Origin of the sequence: Streptomyces griseiscabiei (assembly GCF_020010925.1) — a bacterium.
GTDB classification, from domain to species: Bacteria; Actinomycetota; Actinomycetes; order Streptomycetales; family Streptomycetaceae; genus Streptomyces; species Streptomyces griseiscabiei.
Genome location: NZ_JAGJBZ010000002.1, coordinates 930,237 through 946,843 on the forward strand (window position 1 = coordinate 930,237; position 16,607 = coordinate 946,843).

The window sequence follows — 16,607 nt, forward strand, 5'->3', positions numbered from 1 at the left end:
GGGATACTGGACTCATGCGGTTGACGGTCTTCTGGCAGCGGATGGCGGATCACTTCGGTGAGGGGTACGCCGACACCTTCGCGCGCGATCATGTGATGTCCGGCCTCGGCGAGCGGACGGTGCACGAGGCGCTGGACGCCGGCTGGGAGGCCAAGGACATCTGGCGCGTGGTGTGCACGACCATGGGCGTACCGGCCGAAAACCGCTGAAAAGTCCGGGACTTCATCGCGTGGACGCCGGTAGTTGGACCGGAAGATCCGGGGGCGGCGACTGATTGTCGGTGGCGTGGGCGAGACTTGGTCCGTGGCACCCAGAGACGAGACCGAGCGGTTCGACCACCCGGCGTCCCCGTCCGGCACGGCACCGCCCCCCGGCCCCCCGGCCGCCCCGGGGCCCGGTGCCGTGCCGAACGGCCGCATGCCCCGCTGGCTGCCGCGCGCGATGGTGCTCGCGCTCTCCCTCGTCGCCGTGTTCCAGCTGGGCAGTTGGGCGTTCCATCAGCTCATCGGGCTGCTGGTCAACATCCTCATCGCGTTCTTCCTGGCGCTCGCGATCGAGCCCGCGGTGAGCTGGATGGCCTCCAAGGGGTTGCGCAGGGGGTTCGCCACCTTCCTGGTCTTCCTGATCACGCTGATCGGGGCCGCCGGGTTCGTCACCCTGCTCGGGTCGATGCTCGCCGGCCAGATCATCAAGATGGTCGAGGACTTCCCGGCGTATCTCGACTCCGTCATCAGCTGGATCAACACGAGCTTCCACACGGAACTGAAGCGGGTCGACATCCAGGAGGGGCTGCTGCGCTCCGACTGGCTGCAGAAGTACGTGCAGAACAGCGCCACGGGTGTGCTCGACGTCTCCGCGCAGGTGCTGGGCGGCCTGTTCCAGCTGCTGACGATCGCGCTGTTCTCGTTCTACTTCGCCGCCGACGGGCCGCGGCTGCGGCGCGCGCTGTGCTCCGTGCTGCCGCCCGCCAAGCAGGCCGAGGTGCTGCGCGCGTGGGAGATCGCCGTCGACAAGACCGGCGGATATCTGTACTCCCGCGGTCTGATGGCGCTGATCTCCGGTGTCGCGCACTACATCCTGCTGGAGTACCTCGACGTGCCCTACGCGCCCGCGCTCGCGGTGTGGGTCGGGCTGGTCTCGCAGTTCATCCCCACGATCGGCACCTATCTGGCGGGTGCCCTGCCCATGCTGATCGCCTTCACCGTCAACCCCTGGTACGCGCTGTGGGTCCTGGTGTTCGTGGTCCTGTACCAGCAGTTCGAGAACTACGTGCTGCAGCCCAAGCTGACCGCCAAGACGGTGGACATCCACCCGGCCGTCGCCTTCGGGTCGGTCATCGCGGGCACCGCGCTCCTCGGCGCGGTGGGAGCGCTCATCGCCATCCCGGCCATTGCCACCTTGCAGGCATTCCTCGGGGCGTACGTGAAGCGGTACGACGTCACGGACGACCCCCGGGTGCACGGGCACCGCAGACGCGGCACGGGCAACCTCCTCGCCCGGGCGTGGGAGCGGCTGGAGCGGACGGTCGACCGGCGGCGGGGCCGGGGGGCCGGGGACGGACCGGGCCCCGAGGGCGGTGCCGGGCCCGAGAACGGCTCAGGCTCCGGGCCCGATGGCGGATCCTCGTAGCGCGCGGTCGCGGGACGGGGCCGGCCCGCCGGGTGTGGACCGTGCGGCGCGTGGGACCCGATCGTGGAAGTCCTCCGGATGTCCCGTGGTGTCGCTTGACACTAAAATCGAACATCCATTCTCATGGAGGCTCTGGTGAGGCCCTCGGCCGGAGTTCGAGAGGAGTTCGGCAGGGTTTTCGTGGAGAAGTGCCCGAGTTATCCACAGGCCGGGCGGGCGTCGGGGCCCATTGTCAGTGGCAGGCGTTAGCGTCTTTCACGTGAAGCGATCGACTCAAGCAAACCGGGTGGAACCCATGGCAGGAACCGACCGCGAGAAGGCGCTCGACGCCGCGCTCGCACAGATTGAACGGCAGTTCGGCAAGGGCGCGGTGATGCGCCTCGGCGAGCGGCCGAACGAGCCCATCGAGGTCATCCCCACCGGGTCGACCGCCCTCGACGTCGCCCTCGGTGTCGGCGGTCTGCCGCGCGGCCGAGTGGTGGAGGTGTACGGCCCGGAGTCCTCCGGCAAGACGACCCTGACCCTGCACGCGGTGGCGAACGCGCAGAAGGCCGGCGGCCAGGTGGCCTTCGTGGACGCCGAGCACGCCCTCGACCCCGAGTACGCGAAGAAGCTCGGTGTCGACATCGACAACCTGATCCTGTCGCAGCCGGACAACGGCGAGCAGGCCCTGGAGATCGTGGACATGCTGGTCCGCTCCGGTGCCCTCGACCTCATCGTCATCGACTCCGTCGCCGCGCTCGTCCCGCGTGCGGAGATCGAGGGCGAGATGGGCGACAGTCACGTGGGTCTGCAGGCCCGTCTGATGAGCCAGGCCCTGCGGAAGATCACCAGCGCGCTCAACCAGTCCAAGACCACCGCGATCTTCATCAACCAGCTCCGCGAGAAGATCGGCGTGATGTTCGGCTCCCCGGAGACCACGACCGGTGGCCGCGCGCTGAAGTTCTACGCCTCGGTGCGTCTCGACATCCGTCGTATCGAGACACTCAAGGACGGCACCGACGCCGTCGGCAACCGCACCCGTGTCAAGGTCGTCAAGAACAAGGTCGCGCCGCCCTTCAAGCAGGCCGAGTTCGACATCCTCTACGGCCAGGGCATCAGCCGCGAGGGCGGTCTGATCGACATGGGTGTGGAGCACGGCTTCGTCCGCAAGGCGGGTGCCTGGTACACGTACGAGGGCGACCAGCTCGGCCAGGGCAAGGAGAACGCCCGTAACTTCCTGAAGGACAACCCCGATCTCGCCAACGAGATCGAGAAGAAGATCAAGGAGAAGCTGGGCGTCGGTGTGCGCCCCGAGGAGCCCTCCGCCGAGCCGGGCGCGGATGCCTCGTCCCCGGCCACGGACGACGCCGCGAAGGCGGTGCCCGCCCCGGCCGCTGCCAAGGCCCCCGCCAAGACCAAGGCCGCGGCGGCGAAGAGCTAGTCCGTGACACGCAGAACGGACTGGGGCGAGTACGCACACCCCGGTACCCCCGGGGACCGGGGGCACGGAGGCACCGGCGGCCCGGGAGGATCCGCTGCGGACGGGCACAGGTACGGCTTCGGACCGTACGACGACGAGACACCGTCGTACGGCACGGGTGGTACGGGCGGCCCGGGTGGCACGGGTGGTGACAGGCGTGGCGGGCGGGGACGTCGGGGCGGCAGAAGGCGTGGCTTCGGGGAGTCGGGCGACGGCCCGGACGACGGGGGGCCGCAGGACGGGGGTTCGTCTTTCTCGTCGAGGGCCGAGAAAGGCGAGTCCTCAGGGGACCCGGCTGAGCGGGCGCGCGCGATCTGTCTGCGCCTGCTCACCGGGACCCCGCGCACCCGCAAGCAACTCGCGGACGCCCTGCGCAAGCGCGAGATCCCCGAGGACGTGGCGGACGAGGTGCTGTCGCGGTTCGAGGAGGTCGGGCTGATCAACGACGGCGCGTTCGCGGACGCCTGGGTGGAGTCCCGGCACCACGGCCGGGGCCTGGCGCGGCGGGCCCTCGCCCGGGAGCTGCGTACCAAGGGCGTCGACTCGACACTGATCGACGAGGCCGTCTCCCAGCTCGACTCCGAACAGGAGGAGAGCACGGCGCGCGAGCTGGTCGCCCGCAAGCTGCGCTCCACGCGGGGACTCGACCGGGAGAAGCGCCTCCGCCGGCTCGCCGGAATGCTCGCCCGCAAGGGCTACTCCGAGGGCATGGCCCTGCGAGTGGTTCGGCAGGCGCTGGAGGAGGAGGGGGAGGACACGGACGGGCTGGAGGACGACGGGTACTGAGTCGGCCGCCGCCGAGAGCCGGCGGGCGCCGAGCCGAGGGGGACGAGCGCGGGGACGGTTGCGGGGACGAGCGAGAGGGCTGGAAAGCGGGGGGATGAGGGCGGGAGACAGGAGCCCCTGCCGGATGACGGCGCCCGGGAGCCGCCGAGCGGCACGGACAGGGGTGAGGGGGCCGGGCTTCGGCGGAGTTCAGGGGGCCTGGCGCCGCCCGGGCCCGGGGGCGGCGACCTGGAGTCCGCTGGTCCGCCGGTGACTCTCTCCGTCCCGCCGGGGTGCGGGGCCGTCTGTGGCCTGCCGCAGGCTCACTGCCAGTCGGACGGGCGCTCCACGTGTTCCAGGCGCAGCACCTGTCCCGTGCGGCTGAAGCGGCGGATGCGGGGGAGGGGCGGGTAGTAGGCGTGGACGGAGATCGCGTGCTCCTCGGTGGACTCGTTGAGCACCTCGTGCACATGGTGGCGTCCGAAGGAGCGGCCCTTGCCGGCGGACAACCGCCGCTCGCGGTCGACGCCTTCGTTGAGTTCGAGGGTCTTCCAGCCGTCGGTGGGCAGCCGGGCGGCGAGCGAGTACTCCTTGAGCTCGCCCGCCGCGGTGACGAAGGCGCCCACCGAGTCGGCGTGGTCGTGCCAGCCGGTTCCGGTCCCGGGCGGCCAGCCGATGAGCCAGGCCTCGCTGCCGCCGGGGCCTTCGAGCCGCACCCAGGTGCGGCCCTCGGGGTCGAGGGGGAGCGAGGCGATCAGCTCGGCGTCGGCGGCGGCGCGACGGGCGAAGTCGAGCAGTTCCGCCTGCGTGGGGGCGGAGGCGGCCGACGCGGAGGCGGCGGGAACAACGGGGGACACAGACACGGGTACCGTCCTGAAGTGCGTTCGCTCGGGGGCACGCGATGGCACGGAGGCGGCGCGCGCGGAAGAAGAGGGATGCGAAGTCAGCAGGACGGACGACACACGCAGCCCGCGTAGCGGACGAGGTCCATATGGACCCTCCGCCACAGGCGCGTAGAGGTGTCGGTCACGGACCGGAGTAGACCATGACCGCGCGGAGGGGTCAACTGACCGTCACTATGTGGACACAGTGACGGTCACGAGGGCGTTTCGGCCGACCGGCCAGAGCCGTCAGCGCGAGCCCGAGGCCGCCGCCCCGGTCGCCTCGGACCGCTGCTCCACCCCGCCCAGCGCCGCTGCCGCCGCCGTGTACAGGTCGGCGGGGCGTACGCCGCTCAGGGCGGTGACGAGGTAGCCGTCGGGGCGGACGAGGAGGACGGTGTGCGCGCCCGCGCCCGGGTAGGCCTCCGCGACCAGCAGTTCGGCCGGGTGCGGCAGCGCGGCGACGGCGGCGGCGAGGCGCGGCATCAGCCCGGCGCTCATCCAGTGCTTGCGCTCCCACACCCCCGTCCCCGGCGCGATCAGCACCACCAGCAGCGCCCCGCGCCCGAGCCGGTCCCGCAGCGGTACGAAGGTGCCGTCCTCCGCGGTCACCTCCACATCCACGACCTGGGAGCCCGGCGGGGTGTCGACCGGAGTCTCTGCGGCGGCGGGTGGAGGCATCAGCGGGGAGTCGGCGTACGCCCCCGGCGCGCCCAGCGCTCCGCGCCCCAGATGGCCGTCGCTGAGCAGCGCGTCATGGCCCCGGGACGAGCCGGGGACGTACGCGCGCAGGCCCTTGCCACCGCGCAGCAGAGGAAGTACCTGGTCGGCGGCGCGCAATCGGGTGGCGACGACCGCGCGCCGCTCCGTCTGGTAGCTGTCGAGCAGGGCCTCGTGCGGGCCGTGGTGCCAGGCCAGCGCCAGTTTCCAGGCGAGGTTGTCGGCGTCCCGCAGTCCTTCGTCGAGTCCCTGGGTGCCGAGCGCCCCGAGCAGGTGCGCGGCGTCACCGGCGAGGAAGACCCGGCCGACCCGCCACCGCCGGGCGAGCCGGTGGTGCACGATGTGGACGCCGGTGTCCAGCAGGTCGTACGGGGGCGTGGAGCCGCCCGTCCAGCCGGCGAGGGTCTCGCGGACGCGGGCCACGAGGAGTTCGGGCGTGACGAGGTCCTTGCCCGGCGGCAGCAGCCAGTCCAGGCGCCAGACGCCCCCGTCGAGAGGCCGCGCGGTGATCTCCCCGCCGGACGGGCCCGCCGTGCGCCACGGCGGCATACGGTGCAGCAACGCTTCGCCGGGCCAGGGGAGTTCGGCGCGCAGGGCCGCCACGGCGTGCCGTTCCACCGCCGTACGGCCGGGGAAGCGGATGTCCTGGAGCTTGCGGACCGTCGAGCGCGGGCCGTCGCAGCCGACCAGGTAACTGCCGCGCCACCAGGTGCTCTTGGGGCCGCGGGTGTGGGCCGTGACGCCGGACTTCTCCTGCTCGATCGCGTCGAGACGGCTCTCCACGGCGACCTTGACGAGCCGTTCGCCGGCGATGGCCTCGCGGAGCGCGGCGGTCAGGACATGCTGCGCGATGTGCAGCGGGGGGAGGTCGGCGGAGCCCTCGACGAGGTCCTCGGGGCCGCCGCGGACGCCCTTCGCCCCGTCCCTGGGCGGGACCTCCGACTCGTCGAAGTCGGTTTCGCCGAAGCGGACCTGACGCATCACCTGCTTGCGCCGCATCGACCGCCATCCGGTCCAGCGGCAGCCGGCCGGGGAGAGGGGGACGCCGGACAATCGTTCCAGCAGGGCGGCCGTGTCCTCGTTCAGCACCACCGTCCGCGCGAGTCGCTGCTCGTCCTTGCCCGGTCCCTCGTCGAGGACCACGGACGGCACCTCCTGGCGCGCCAGCGCGAGGGCGAGCGTGAGCCCCACGGGCCCCGCTCCGACGATGATCACCGGGTCCACGGCGCGGCGCCCCCCGCCCGACGTGACGTCCCGGCGGACGTGGGTGAACAGGAAGTTGGAGCAGGGTGCACGATCACAGAACGTATGCAACCCATTGCCGGTGCTTGCGTCAAGTGACGGAGGGCAGTGGCGATCATGCCACTGCCCTCCGGGGAGCGAAACGGGGGACATCCTGGGCGGATGTCACCTGATCATCCGTCAGTTTCCGGAGCCCCCGCCGCCTCCGCCCGCGTCCCCGATGCCGATGCCACCGAAGGCGCCTCCCGCGCCGGTTGCCGCGGTGCCCTCGACTGCCGCCGGGCCGAGCACGGCGCCCGTCGACTTCTTGCCCCGCCGCAGCCGCTGCTCCAGCCAGCTCGCGAAGCTCGTGATGATGAAGTTCAGGACGATGTAGATGATCGCCACCACGACGAAGCTCTGGATGACGTTGGCGTAGACCGCGGCCAACGTCGCTCGCCCGCTGAGCAGTTCGGTGAAGCCGATCATCACGCCACCGAGCGCGGTGTCCTTCACGATGACCACGAGCTGGCTGACGATGGCCGGCAGCATCACGGTGACGGCCTGCGGCAGCAGGATGCTGCCCATCGTCTGGCCCTTGCGCAGACCGATCGCCTGGGCGGCCTCCGTCTGACCCTTGGGGAGGGCGAGGATGCCGGCCCGTACGACCTCGGCGAGGACCGAGGCGTTGTACAGCACCAGGCCGGTGACGACCGCGTAGAGCTGCCGATCCTCGGTGGTGACGTCCGTCGAGCGGGCGAAGACCTCGTTGGCGAACAGCATCAGCAGCAGGACGGGGATGGCCCGGAAGAACTCGACCACCGCACCGGCCGGGATGCGCACCCATCGGTGGTCGGAGAGGCGCGCGATGCCGAAGAGCGCACCGAGGGGAAGCGCGATCACGATCGAGAACGCCATGGCCTTGAGCGTGTTCGCGAGGCCCGGCAGCAGATACGTGGTCCACGCCTCGGAGGTGAAGAACGGCTTCCAGAGCTTCCACTCCAGCTGGTTCTTGCTGTCCAGCGCCTGCCAGAGCCACCATGCGAGCAGCGCCATCAGGATGACGAAGACCACCGTGAGGATCACGTTGCGCCGTTTGGCCCGAGGGCCGGGGGCGTCGTAGAGGACGGAACTCATCGCTTCACCGCCAGTCGCTTGCTCAGCCAGCCGAGGATCAGGCCGGTGGGCAGGGTCAGTACCACGAACCCGAAGGCGAAGATCGCGCCGATGAGCAGCGTCTGCGCCTCCTTCTCGATCATGCCCTTCATCAGGTAGGCGGCTTCAGCCACACCGATCGCGGCGGCCACGGTCGTGTTCTTCGTGAGCGCGATCAGGACGTTGGCCAGCGGGCCGATGACGGCGCGGAAGGCCTGCGGCAGCACGATGAGGCCGAGGACCTGGGTGAAGCTCAGTCCGATGGCACGTGCCGCCTCGGCCTGGCCCACGGGCACGGTGTTGATGCCGGAGCGCAGTGCCTCGCAGACGAACGCGGCGGTGTAGGCCACGAAGCCGAGAATGGCGAGCCGGAAGGCCTGGAGCTTGACGTCGCCGCCCGCGCCCATCGTCACCCGGAAGATGTCGGCGAGGCCGAGCGAGGTGAAGACGATGATGACGGTCAGTGGGATGTTCCGCACGACGTTCACGTAGATGGTGCCGAAGCCGCGCATCAGGGGTACGGGGCTGACCCGCATGGCGGCCAGCAGGGTCCCCCAGATCAGGGAGCCGATGGCTGAGAAGACGGTGAGCTTGACCGTCATCCAGAACGCACCCAAGAAGCTTGGGTCGTTGTAGTTTGAAAGGAAGTCGAACACTGTCTCCCGCGCTTCCGGGTGTGTGGCGTACGAGGCAGGCGCACCGCGCCGCCGCCTCTACCGCGCTCTGCGGCGGGCGGCGGCGCGACTACGAGAACCGCGCTGGGTGCGGGTACCCGCTTACTTGACGATGTCGCCGATCTTCGGGGCGGGCTCGTTCTTGTAGTTGGCCGGGCCGAAGTTCTCCTTGACCGCGGTCTCCCAGGCGCCGTCGCTGACCATCTTCTCCAGCGCCGTGTTGATCTTGTCCACGGTCGCGGAGTCGCCCTTCTTGACGCCGATGCCGTAGTTCTCGTTGCTGAGCTTCAGGCCGGCGAGCTTGAACTGGCCCTTGTAGTTCTCCTGGGCGGCGAAGCCCGCGAGGATCGAGTCGTCGGTGGTGACCGCGTCCACGGCACCGCTCTGCAGACCGGCGATGCACTCCGAGTAGCCGCCGTACTCCTTCAGCTGCGCGTCCGGAGCGATGTCCTTCTTGACGTTCTCGGCCGAGGTGGAACCGGTCACCGAGCAGAGGATCTTGCCGTTGAGGTCCGTGCCCTTGCTGATGTCCGAGTCGGCCTTCACCAGCAGGTCCTGGTGGGCCAGCAGGTACGGGCCGGCGAAGTCGACCTTCTCCAGACGCTCGTCGTTGATCGAGTAGGTGGCCGCGATGAACTTGACGTCGCCGCGGGACAGCGCGTTCTCACGGTCGGCGCTCTTGGTCTCGACGAACTCGATCTGGTCGGGCTCGTAGCCGAGCTCCTTGGCCACGTACGTCGCCACATCGACGTCGAAACCGGAGAAGGAACCGTCGGGGTTCTTCAGGCCGAGGCCTGGCTGGTCGTACTTGATACCGATCTTGATCTTGTCGCCGCCACCGGAACCGGAACCGGAGCCCGAGCTCTCGTTGCCGCTGTCGTCGCCGCCACAGGCGGTGGCGGTGAGGGCGAGGACGAGGGCGGTGGCCGCTGCGGCGGAGACCTTGCGGAGCTTCATGGTGAACATCCTTTGACTGGTGAAGAGATGCGGACCGTCATGGTGCGGGTGCCGGACGCCGCGCGGGCGTCGGCAGGGCCGTCAGTGGTGCAGGATCTTCGACAGGAAGTCCTTGGCCCGGTCGCTGCGGGGGTTGCTGAAGAACTGGTCCGGCACAGCCTCTTCGACGATCCGGCCGTCCGCCATGAAGACCACCCGATTGGCGGCGGACCGGGCGAAGCCCATCTCGTGGGTGACCACGACCATGGTCATGCCGTCCCGGGCGAGCTGCTGCATGACCTCCAGGACCTCGTTGATCATCTCGGGGTCGAGCGCCGAGGTCGGCTCGTCGAAGAGCATGACCTTGGGGTCCATGGCCAGCGCCCGTGCGATCGCGACACGCTGCTGCTGACCGCCGGAGAGCTGCGCCGGGTACTTGTCCGCCTGGGTGCCGACGCCGACCCGGTCGAGCAGGTTCCGGGCCTTCTCCTCGGCCTGCTTCTTGTCGGCCTTACGGACCTTGAGCTGCCCCAGCATCACGTTCTCGAGCACGGTCTTGTGCGCGAAGAGATTGAACGACTGGAACACCATGCCGACGTCCGCCCGCAGCCGTGCGAGCGCCTTGCCCTCCGCGGGCAGCGGCTTGCCGTCGATCGTGATGTCGCCGGAGTCGATCGACTCCAGCCGGTTGATGGTGCGGCACAGGGTGGACTTACCGGACCCGGAGGGTCCGATCACCACGACGACCTCGCCCCTGGTGATCGTCAGATCGATGTCCTGGAGTACGTGCAACGCGCCGAAGTGCTTGTTGACGCTCTTCAGGACGACCAGGTCGTCGGCCGCGGGCACCGCGTCCTTGACCACCGAAACTTCGGTCATCGCTTTGTGGCTCCGTCCTCCTCGGTTTCGGAGGACAGTAGTGACCGGCGACGACCAGCGTCATTACATCTGAGCGAGAATTGAGCATAACGATCTGGTAGCCGGACGGACACTGCACGTGACGGGCCCGGCCGGGGCGTTTCGGCTGGATAACGGAACCCGTTGGGAACTCGTACGGCCTTGACGGCGTCCTCACTCATCAGTGTGACTGCGAAGAGGCCGACGCGCGCGTCCCGAGATGCGAATCCGCGTAATGTGTGCCAGCCGAGGCGTACAGATGACCGAAACACGCCACTCGTCAAAGCGCGACCAGCGAACCGGAAGGGGCCGGAATGAGGCTGCTCCTCGTCGAGGACGACAACCATGTCGCCGCCGCCCTGTCCGCGGTCCTGGCCCGGCACGGCTTCGACGTCACGCACGCCCGCAGCGGCGAGGAGGCGCTCCAGGCGCTCGTCCCCGAGGGCAACGGCTTCGGGGTGGTCCTGCTCGACCTCGGTCTGCCCGACCAGGACGGCTACGAGGTCTGCGGCAAGATCCGCAAGCGCACCAGCACACCGGTGATCATGGTGACGGCCCGGTCCGACGTACGCTCCCGCATCCACGGCCTGAACCTCGGCGCCGACGACTACGTGGTCAAGCCGTACGACACCGGTGAGCTGCTCGCCCGTATCCACGCCGTCGCCCGGCGCCGGGCGCCCGACGAGGCCGCGGCCTCCGGTGACAGCGGGCTGCGCCTCGGGTCCGTGCTGATCGAGCTGCCCACGCGCCAGGTCAGCGTGGACGGCGCCGTCGTCCAGCTGACGCGCAAGGAGTTCGATCTGCTCGCGCTGCTGGCCCAGCGGCCCGGGGTGGTCTTCCGCCGGGAACAGATCATCAGTGAGGTGTGGCGGACCAGTTGGGAAGGGACCGGCCGCACCCTGGAAGTGCATGTCGCCTCGCTGCGGTCCAAGCTGCGGATGCCCGCCCTGATCGAGACGGTGCGCGGGGTCGGCTACCGGCTGGTCGCCCCGACGCCGTAGCGTGCCTCGCGTGCGCACTCGTCTTCTTCCGCTGCTCATCGTCCTGATGGCCGCCGTGCTGCTGGCCCTCGGCATCCCGCTGGCGGTGAGCCTCGCGGCGGCGCGGCAACAGGAGGTGGTCGTCGACCGCATCGACGACACGGCGCGCTTCGCGTCCCTGGCCCAGTTCGTCACCGCGCGGCCGAGCGGCTCCCGGGTGGACACGACGGACGGCCGCGGCGAGACCCTGCAGCGGGAGCTGGAGCAGTACTACAAGGTGTACGGCATCAAGGCCGGCGTCTTCTACCGGGAGAAGAGCCAGCCCGCCATGGCCAACGCTCCGCACGACTGGGGCCGGCCCACCGAGGGGGAGGGGCTCGCCGCCTTCGAGGAGGCGCTGCTGGGGCGCCGCCCGCACGACCCGAAGCAGGTGTGGCCGTGGCAGGAGGGCCGGCTCGTCGTCGCGTCGCCCGTCATCCACGACGGTGACGTCGTCGCCGCCGTCGTCACGGACTCGCCCACCGACCAGATGCGCTCCAAGATCCTGCGCGGCTGGCTGATCATCGCCGCGGGCGAGTCCGCCGCGATGCTGCTCGCCGTGGGCGCCGCGCTGCGGCTGACCGGCTGGGTCCTCAAGCCCGTCCGCGTCCTCGACGTCACCACCCACGCCATCGCCTCCGGACGCCTCAAGTCACGGGTCGCGGTGGCCAGCGGGCCGCCCGAACTACGGCGTTTGGCACGGTCGTTCAACGAGATGGCCGACAACGTCGAGGACGTGCTGGAGCAGCAGCGCGCCTTCGTCGCGGACGCCTCCCACCAACTCCGCAACCCGCTGGCCGCGTTGCTGCTGCGGATCGATCTGCTCGCGCTCGAACTGCCCGAGGCCAACGAGGAGATCGCCTCCGTCCGCACCGAGGGCAAGCGGCTCGCCTCGGTCCTCGACGATCTGCTCGACCTGGCGCTCGCCGAGCACGCGGACTCCGATCTGCGGCTGATCGACGTGGGCGAGCTGACCGCCGAGCGCGTCGCGTCCTGGTCGCCGCTGGCCGACGACAAGGGCGTGACACTGGCCGGCACCTGCCCGGCCACCACCGCCTGGGCCGATCCCATCGCCCTGTCCAGCGCCCTGGACGCGGTGATCGACAACGCGCTGAAGTTCACGCCCGCAGGCGAGACCGTCGAGGTCCGCGTCGCCTCCAACGGCGAGGCCTCCACGGTCGTCGTCACCGACGGCGGGCCCGGCCTCAGCGACGAGGAGCTGGAACGCGTCGGCGACCGCTTCTGGCGCAGCACCGCACACCAGAACATCAAGGGCTCGGGCCTCGGGCTCTCCATCTCCCGGGCGCTGATCGCGGCGGGCGGCGGCTCCATCGCGTACGCCCACCACGAGCCGCACGGGCTGCGGGTGACGGTGACGGTGCCGCGCTCGCGTCCGCCGAGCTGACGGCAGCCCTCCCGGAGGGCCGCGCCCCGCCCCGCCGGCTACGGCTTCACGGACAGGTAGTACGCCGCCGCGCCCTTGTGCAGCGGCAGCGGGTCCGTGTAGATCGCGGTGCGCAGATCCACCACCTGGGCCGCGTGGACGTCCTCGCCGATCTTGTCCCGGCTCTTCAGGACGACGCGGGTCAGCCACTCGACGAGCCGGGGGTTCACGTCCTCACGGGTGATGAGCAGATTGGCCACGGTGAGGGTCGGCACGGCGTCCGTGAGGATGGTCGGGTAGGCGTCGACGGGCATCACGGACGTCCGGTAGTGACTGAAGACACCGCCCTGGTCGTGCAGGTTCGTCACCAGATCGCCGCTGATCGGAACGAAGCCGAAGTCGTACCCCTGCTTCTCCGCGAGGTTGGTCAGCCCTCTCGTGGGGAGCCCGCCCGACCAGAAGAAGGCGTCGATCTTGCCGGTGCGCAGCGCATCGGGACTTGTCGCGATGGTGTCCGGCCGCGCGTCTATGTCCTTGTCGATGTCCAGTCCGTCGGCCGCCAGCAGACGTTCGGCGATCAGCCGCACGCCGGAGCCCTCGGGGCCGACGGCGACCCGTTTCCCCTTCAGCTCGGAGACGTTCCGGATGGTCGAGTCGGCGGGCACGACCAGCTGTACGTAGTCGTCGTACAGCCGCGCCACGCCCCGCAGCTTCTCGGCGCCGGGACGGCCCTCCTCGATGTACGTCTGCACGGCGTCGGCCGCGGCGATGGCGACGTCGGCCTCTCCGGTGGCCACCGCGCGGACGTTGGTCTGGGAGCCGTTGCTGTCCTGCAGGGCGACCTTCAGGCCCGGCATGTCCTCGACGATCGCGGTCCGCAGCTGGTTGCCGTACTGCTGGTAGACACCCCGGTCGGCCCCGGTCATGAACCTGATCGTTCCGCTCGGTGGCTCCTCGCGCGGCCACAGCCACCACGCGAGCAGCCCGAGGACCACCAGCGAGGCCACCGAGCCCAGCAGCACGTGCCGCTTGCCGATGCGGGGGAGTACCTGGACCATGCGACGAGATCCTGCCAGGTCACCGGACGGGCGGCCAGGGCCGGACCCATCCGGTGCGAGCTCGTGACCTCGCTGACGCCCTGTGGTCAGCGGCCGGTGGCCACCGCCGTGCGCAGACGCTCCAGCTCTCCGTACATGACCTCGCCCGGGCACTCCGTCGCCATCCAGTCACGGTGGCCGCTGATCTCGGCGACCTCCTTCTTGGTGCCGTTGACCGGGTTCGTGTAGGTGACGCGGGCCTGCGGGTCGACACCGTGCTGGCGGACCAGGACCTTCACCAGGCGGGTCAGCGCGGTGCGGGCGGCCTCCTTCGGACCCTGCTCGGTGAAGGTGCCCAGCAGCGCGATGCCGAGGTTGCCGGAGTTGAATCCGCCGACGTGGAAGGCGGTCACCACCTTGCCGTCGGCGTCGTGCGCGGGCAGACCGTCGTCACCGGAGTAGCGGCCCTCGTAGATACGGCCCGCCTCGTCGATGAGGAAGTGGTAGCCGATGTCGCCCCAGTCGTTGGTGACGGCGTGCAGCTGGTAGATCGCGCGGACCGTGGCGGCCGGGTCCGGGTCGTCGTTGGCCATGGCCGTGTGGTGCACGGTGATCGTCTGGAACGGGTAGAACGCGGTCGGCGAGTTCTCCGAGCCATCCGGCTTGAAGCGCAGCGACTCGTCGGCGCCCCAGGCGGCCCGAGTGAGGAACTGGACGCCCCGGACCCGGGTCGGGTCGCTCGGCACCCGCACTTTACGGTCCGGCCCGTGCGCGCAGTCGACGGCCAGTGAGCGCAGTCCGGTGGCGCCCTCGGGCGCCTTCAGCTCGTACCCGGCGGCCCCGCCGGCCGCGATCAGCGCACCGCCGCCGTTGGCCACCGAGCAGCCGCCGTCGCCGAGGGACTTCCAGTCGCCCCGGGCGCCGTCGGCGTCCGTCAGCCGGATGCCGCCGCCGGTGGTCTCGTCGGTGCCGCCCCAGCGGACGCCGATGTAGCCGATGGGGAAGGCCGCCTCGACGGGAGCCTCGCCGGTGGCGGCCTCGCTGCGGGTCTTCGGGAAGGTCTCGGTCGTCGTACCGGCCTTGGTGTCCGCGGTGCCGGAGTCCGTGGCGTCCGCGGCGCCGGAGTCGCCGGTGGTGGCCATCACGGTCGGGGTGATCACGGCACCGGCCGCGACCGCGCCGGCCGCGCCGATCACGGTACGGCGGGTCATCCGGGACTTGACGCGGTGGGTGGGGGAGGCGGGGGAGGTGGGGGGAACGCTCACGATGGGTCCTCAATCGTTCTGGGTGGTACGTGAAGGCGTTGATGCTGGAAAGCGTTGATGCTTGACAGCGCTGGTGCTCAAGGGGTGGTGCTTGAAGTCACAAGGAAGAGTACGGAGTGGAGTCACCGCTTCCGGCAGCGCCCCCCTTTACTGGCATGGAGTCAAAGGTCGGTCACGTACGGGGACTTGGGTGGGTCGGTAGGGTCGTCCGATGAGTACTTCTCCCGCTCGCCTGGTCCGCGAGTTCCATCGGGCCTTCGGCCTCGACGCCCGTACCGCGCCCACCGAGGTCTCGCCCCAACTGGCCGCCCACCGGGGTGAGCTGCTGGCCGAGGAGGCCGCCGAGGTCGCCGAGGTGGCGGTCGACGGGCCGCTCGACCGGCTGGCCCACGAACTCGCCGACGTCGTGTACGTCGCGTACGGCACCGCCCTCGTGCACGGCATCGACCTCGACGCGGTGATCGCCGAGATCCACCGTTCCAACATGACGAAGCTGGGTCCCGACGGGCGGGTCGCCCGCCGGGACGACGGCAAGGTGCTCAAGGGGGACCACTACCGGGCGCCCGATGTGTCGGCGGTGCTGCGCGAGCAGGGCTGGGCCGGCTGAGCGGCCCGGCCGCACCGACGCTCGGGACCTCGGGTGCTCAGAAGCGGCCGGAGAGGAACTTGTCCTCCGAGTCGCCGGCGACGGCGGTGACGGTGTAGAGGTCGCGGCCCGCGTCACGTCCGCCCTCGGCGTGGTCGTACTGCACCTTGAAGACATAGGTGCCGGCGGCGAGGGTGACTCCGGACTTCAGGGTGAAGACGTAGCCCAGTTGGTCGCTGGTGGAGTTCTGGCCCACCGCGATCCTGTCCCCCAGGGAGGTCCAGGTGCCGGTGCTGGACACGCCGCCGGTCTGGATGACGCGGACGACCACCTTGAGCGAGGCGATCGGCTTGGTCGACCTGACGGTGATCGTGCTCTGGTCCCAGAAGGCGTTGGAGTCGGCTTCCACGCTTCCGTCGGCCCACAGATAGCCGGCCGCCGGCTCGGACTCGGTGTTCTTGGTGGTGGTCTTCTGCTCACCGGTGCCCGTCGAGCCCGATGAGCCGGACGAACCGGACGCGCCGGTGGTACCGGACGAGCCCGTCGACCCGGAGGTGTCGCCCGTGGTGCCGTCGGCGTCGGACTTCGTCTCGGCGCCCGGGGTGTCCCCCGAGGTCCCGGCGCCCGCGCCGCCCGAGACGGGGACGTAGACGACGTCCGGGTCGTCGCCGCCCTTCGTCCGTTCCCGCGGCGACGGGGCGGCGGACGCCCGGTCGGCGTCGCCCTGGGAGGACTCCTGGCGGGTGGGCTCCTCGGCCGCCGTGGTCACCTTCCCGGCGGAGCCGCTGTCCCAGTCGATGGCGGCCACGGCCGTGGCGGACCCGGCGATCACCAGGACCGCGGCGGCGGACCCGCCGACCGCGTTCCACACCCGGCGGCCGGGCAGGAAGCCGCGGAGCGGGGTGCGGGTCTTCCGGGCGAAGAGGTCGGCGAACTCGCCGTCCCTGCGGTCGCCGGGGGTGGGTGTGTGCGGCAT

The 16,607-nt window shown here is 70.4% G+C and carries 17 protein-coding genes; 7 read left to right on the forward strand and 10 right to left on the reverse strand.

The genetic code is table 11. The features are described 5' to 3' along the window. The first annotated feature begins 14 nt into the window (after window positions 1–14). The 4 genes from J8M51_RS21570 to recX all read left to right on the forward strand — a co-directional run bounded on the left by J8M51_RS21570 (window position 15) and on the right by recX (window position 3,877). Window positions 15–209, forward strand: coding sequence for a DUF3046 domain-containing protein (locus J8M51_RS21570; protein ID WP_086761684.1), 195 nt, complete (start codon window positions 15–17; stop codon window positions 207–209). Window positions 210–417: 208 nt separating this feature from the next. Then, window positions 418–1,629 carry an AI-2E family transporter gene (locus J8M51_RS21575; RefSeq protein WP_267299696.1) on the forward strand — a complete coding sequence of 404 codons (1,212 nt, stop codon included), beginning with the start codon at window positions 418–420 and terminating at the stop codon, window positions 1,627–1,629. Window positions 1,630–1,924: 295 nt separating this feature from the next. Further along, complete coding sequence (recA, locus tag J8M51_RS21580; protein ID WP_086765096.1) at window positions 1,925–3,052, forward strand: recombinase RecA; 1,128 nt, start codon at window positions 1,925–1,927, stop codon at window positions 3,050–3,052. A 3-nt stretch (window positions 3,053–3,055) separates the two neighbouring features. Beyond that, entirely contained in the window at window positions 3,056–3,877 is an 822-nt protein-coding gene (recX, locus tag J8M51_RS21585) for a recombination regulator RecX (RefSeq protein WP_086765099.1), read from the forward strand. A gap of 302 nt (window positions 3,878–4,179) precedes the next feature. Here recX and J8M51_RS21590 read toward each other — a convergent pair whose 3' ends face one another. From J8M51_RS21590 to J8M51_RS21615, 7 genes are all read right to left on the reverse strand, one after another. Next, window positions 4,180–4,719, reverse strand: coding sequence for a cupin domain-containing protein (locus J8M51_RS21590; protein ID WP_216590842.1), 540 nt, complete (start codon window positions 4,717–4,719; stop codon window positions 4,180–4,182). A gap of 80 nt (window positions 4,720–4,799) precedes the next feature. After that, window positions 4,800–4,847: a hypothetical protein gene (locus J8M51_RS46290; protein ID WP_309506048.1), complete on the reverse strand. Its 48-nt coding sequence runs from the start codon at window positions 4,845–4,847 to the stop codon at window positions 4,800–4,802. A gap of 139 nt (window positions 4,848–4,986) precedes the next feature. Continuing rightward, window positions 4,987–6,681 carry an FAD-dependent monooxygenase gene (locus J8M51_RS21595; protein WP_267299398.1) on the reverse strand — a complete coding sequence of 565 codons (1,695 nt, stop codon included), beginning with the start codon at window positions 6,679–6,681 and terminating at the stop codon, window positions 4,987–4,989. Window positions 6,682–6,879: 198 nt separating this feature from the next. Continuing rightward, window positions 6,880–7,815 (reverse strand): amino acid ABC transporter permease, encoded by a 936-nt coding sequence (locus J8M51_RS21600; protein ID WP_086756238.1) that lies wholly within the window; start codon window positions 7,813–7,815, stop codon window positions 6,880–6,882. Continuing rightward, on the reverse strand, window positions 7,812–8,489 hold the full coding sequence (locus J8M51_RS21605) for an amino acid ABC transporter permease (protein ID WP_086756240.1): 678 nt from the start codon (window positions 8,487–8,489) through the stop codon (window positions 7,812–7,814). Before J8M51_RS21605 ends, J8M51_RS21600 begins: the two co-directional genes overlap by 4 nt. Window positions 8,490–8,609: 120 nt before the next feature. After that, window positions 8,610–9,464 (reverse strand): glutamate ABC transporter substrate-binding protein, encoded by an 855-nt coding sequence (locus J8M51_RS21610; protein WP_179203124.1) that lies wholly within the window; start codon window positions 9,462–9,464, stop codon window positions 8,610–8,612. A gap of 81 nt (window positions 9,465–9,545) precedes the next feature. Then, the gene (locus J8M51_RS21615; protein WP_086756243.1) at window positions 9,546–10,322 is read right to left on the reverse strand and encodes an amino acid ABC transporter ATP-binding protein; all 777 of its coding nucleotides are present in this window, start codon (window positions 10,320–10,322) and stop codon (window positions 9,546–9,548) included. Window positions 10,323–10,654: 332 nt separating this feature from the next. Here J8M51_RS21615 and J8M51_RS21620 point away from each other — a divergent pair, with 332 nt between their 5' ends. Both J8M51_RS21620 and J8M51_RS21625 read left to right on the forward strand, forming a co-directional pair. Next, a complete protein-coding gene (locus J8M51_RS21620; protein ID WP_216590837.1) occupies window positions 10,655–11,341 on the forward strand; it encodes a response regulator transcription factor in 687 nt (228 codons plus the stop codon). A gap of 10 nt (window positions 11,342–11,351) precedes the next feature. Then, window positions 11,352–12,764: a HAMP domain-containing sensor histidine kinase gene (locus J8M51_RS21625; protein ID WP_086759158.1), complete on the forward strand. Its 1,413-nt coding sequence runs from the start codon at window positions 11,352–11,354 to the stop codon at window positions 12,762–12,764. Window positions 12,765–12,802: 38 nt separating this feature from the next. Here the strand turns inward: J8M51_RS21625 and J8M51_RS21630 are convergent, their stop codons facing one another. Together J8M51_RS21630 and J8M51_RS21635 are read right to left on the reverse strand one after the other, a co-directional pair. After that, complete coding sequence (locus J8M51_RS21630) at window positions 12,803–13,801, reverse strand: TAXI family TRAP transporter solute-binding subunit (protein ID WP_086759156.1); 999 nt, start codon at window positions 13,799–13,801, stop codon at window positions 12,803–12,805. 86 nt (window positions 13,802–13,887) lie between these two features. After that, window positions 13,888–15,045, reverse strand: a complete 1,158-nt coding sequence (locus tag J8M51_RS21635) for a peptidoglycan recognition protein family protein (protein WP_267299399.1) — start codon at window positions 15,043–15,045, stop codon at window positions 13,888–13,890. A gap of 211 nt (window positions 15,046–15,256) precedes the next feature. Between J8M51_RS21635 and J8M51_RS21640 the strand changes: the two genes are divergently transcribed. Continuing rightward, entirely contained in the window at window positions 15,257–15,652 is a 396-nt protein-coding gene (locus tag J8M51_RS21640; RefSeq protein ID WP_086755680.1) for a pyrophosphohydrolase domain-containing protein, read from the forward strand. A gap of 37 nt (window positions 15,653–15,689) precedes the next feature. On the opposite strand, the gene J8M51_RS21645 is transcribed toward J8M51_RS21640, so the two are convergent. Further along, window positions 15,690–16,607 carry a hypothetical protein gene (locus J8M51_RS21645; RefSeq protein WP_086755681.1) on the reverse strand — a complete coding sequence of 306 codons (918 nt, stop codon included), beginning with the start codon at window positions 16,605–16,607 and terminating at the stop codon, window positions 15,690–15,692.

Bases quoted from the DNA above. Each gene is read 5' to 3' on its own strand.
- J8M51_RS21570 (WP_086761684.1), top strand. From the start codon at position 15: ATGCGGTTGACGGTCTTCTGGCAGCGGATGGCGGATCACTTCGGTGAG.
- J8M51_RS21575 (WP_267299696.1), top strand. From the start codon at position 418: ATGCCCCGCTGGCTGCCGCGCGCGATGGTGCTCGCGCTCTCCCTCGTC.
- recA (WP_086765096.1), top strand. From the start codon at position 1,925: ATGGCAGGAACCGACCGCGAGAAGGCGCTCGACGCCGCGCTCGCACAG.
- J8M51_RS21600 (WP_086756238.1), bottom strand. From the start codon at position 7,815: ATGAGTTCCGTCCTCTACGACGCCCCCGGCCCTCGGGCCAAACGGCGC.
- J8M51_RS21610 (WP_179203124.1), bottom strand. From the start codon at position 9,464: ATGAAGCTCCGCAAGGTCTCCGCCGCAGCGGCCACCGCCCTCGTCCTC.
- J8M51_RS21615 (WP_086756243.1), bottom strand. From the start codon at position 10,322: ATGACCGAAGTTTCGGTGGTCAAGGACGCGGTGCCCGCGGCCGACGAC.
- J8M51_RS21620 (WP_216590837.1), top strand. From the start codon at position 10,655: ATGAGGCTGCTCCTCGTCGAGGACGACAACCATGTCGCCGCCGCCCTG.
- J8M51_RS21630 (WP_086759156.1), bottom strand. From the start codon at position 13,801: ATGGTCCAGGTACTCCCCCGCATCGGCAAGCGGCACGTGCTGCTGGGC.
- J8M51_RS21640 (WP_086755680.1), top strand. From the start codon at position 15,257: ATGAGTACTTCTCCCGCTCGCCTGGTCCGCGAGTTCCATCGGGCCTTC.
- J8M51_RS21645 (WP_086755681.1), bottom strand. From the start codon at position 16,607: ATGCCGCACACACCCACCCCCGGCGACCGCAGGGACGGCGAGTTCGCC.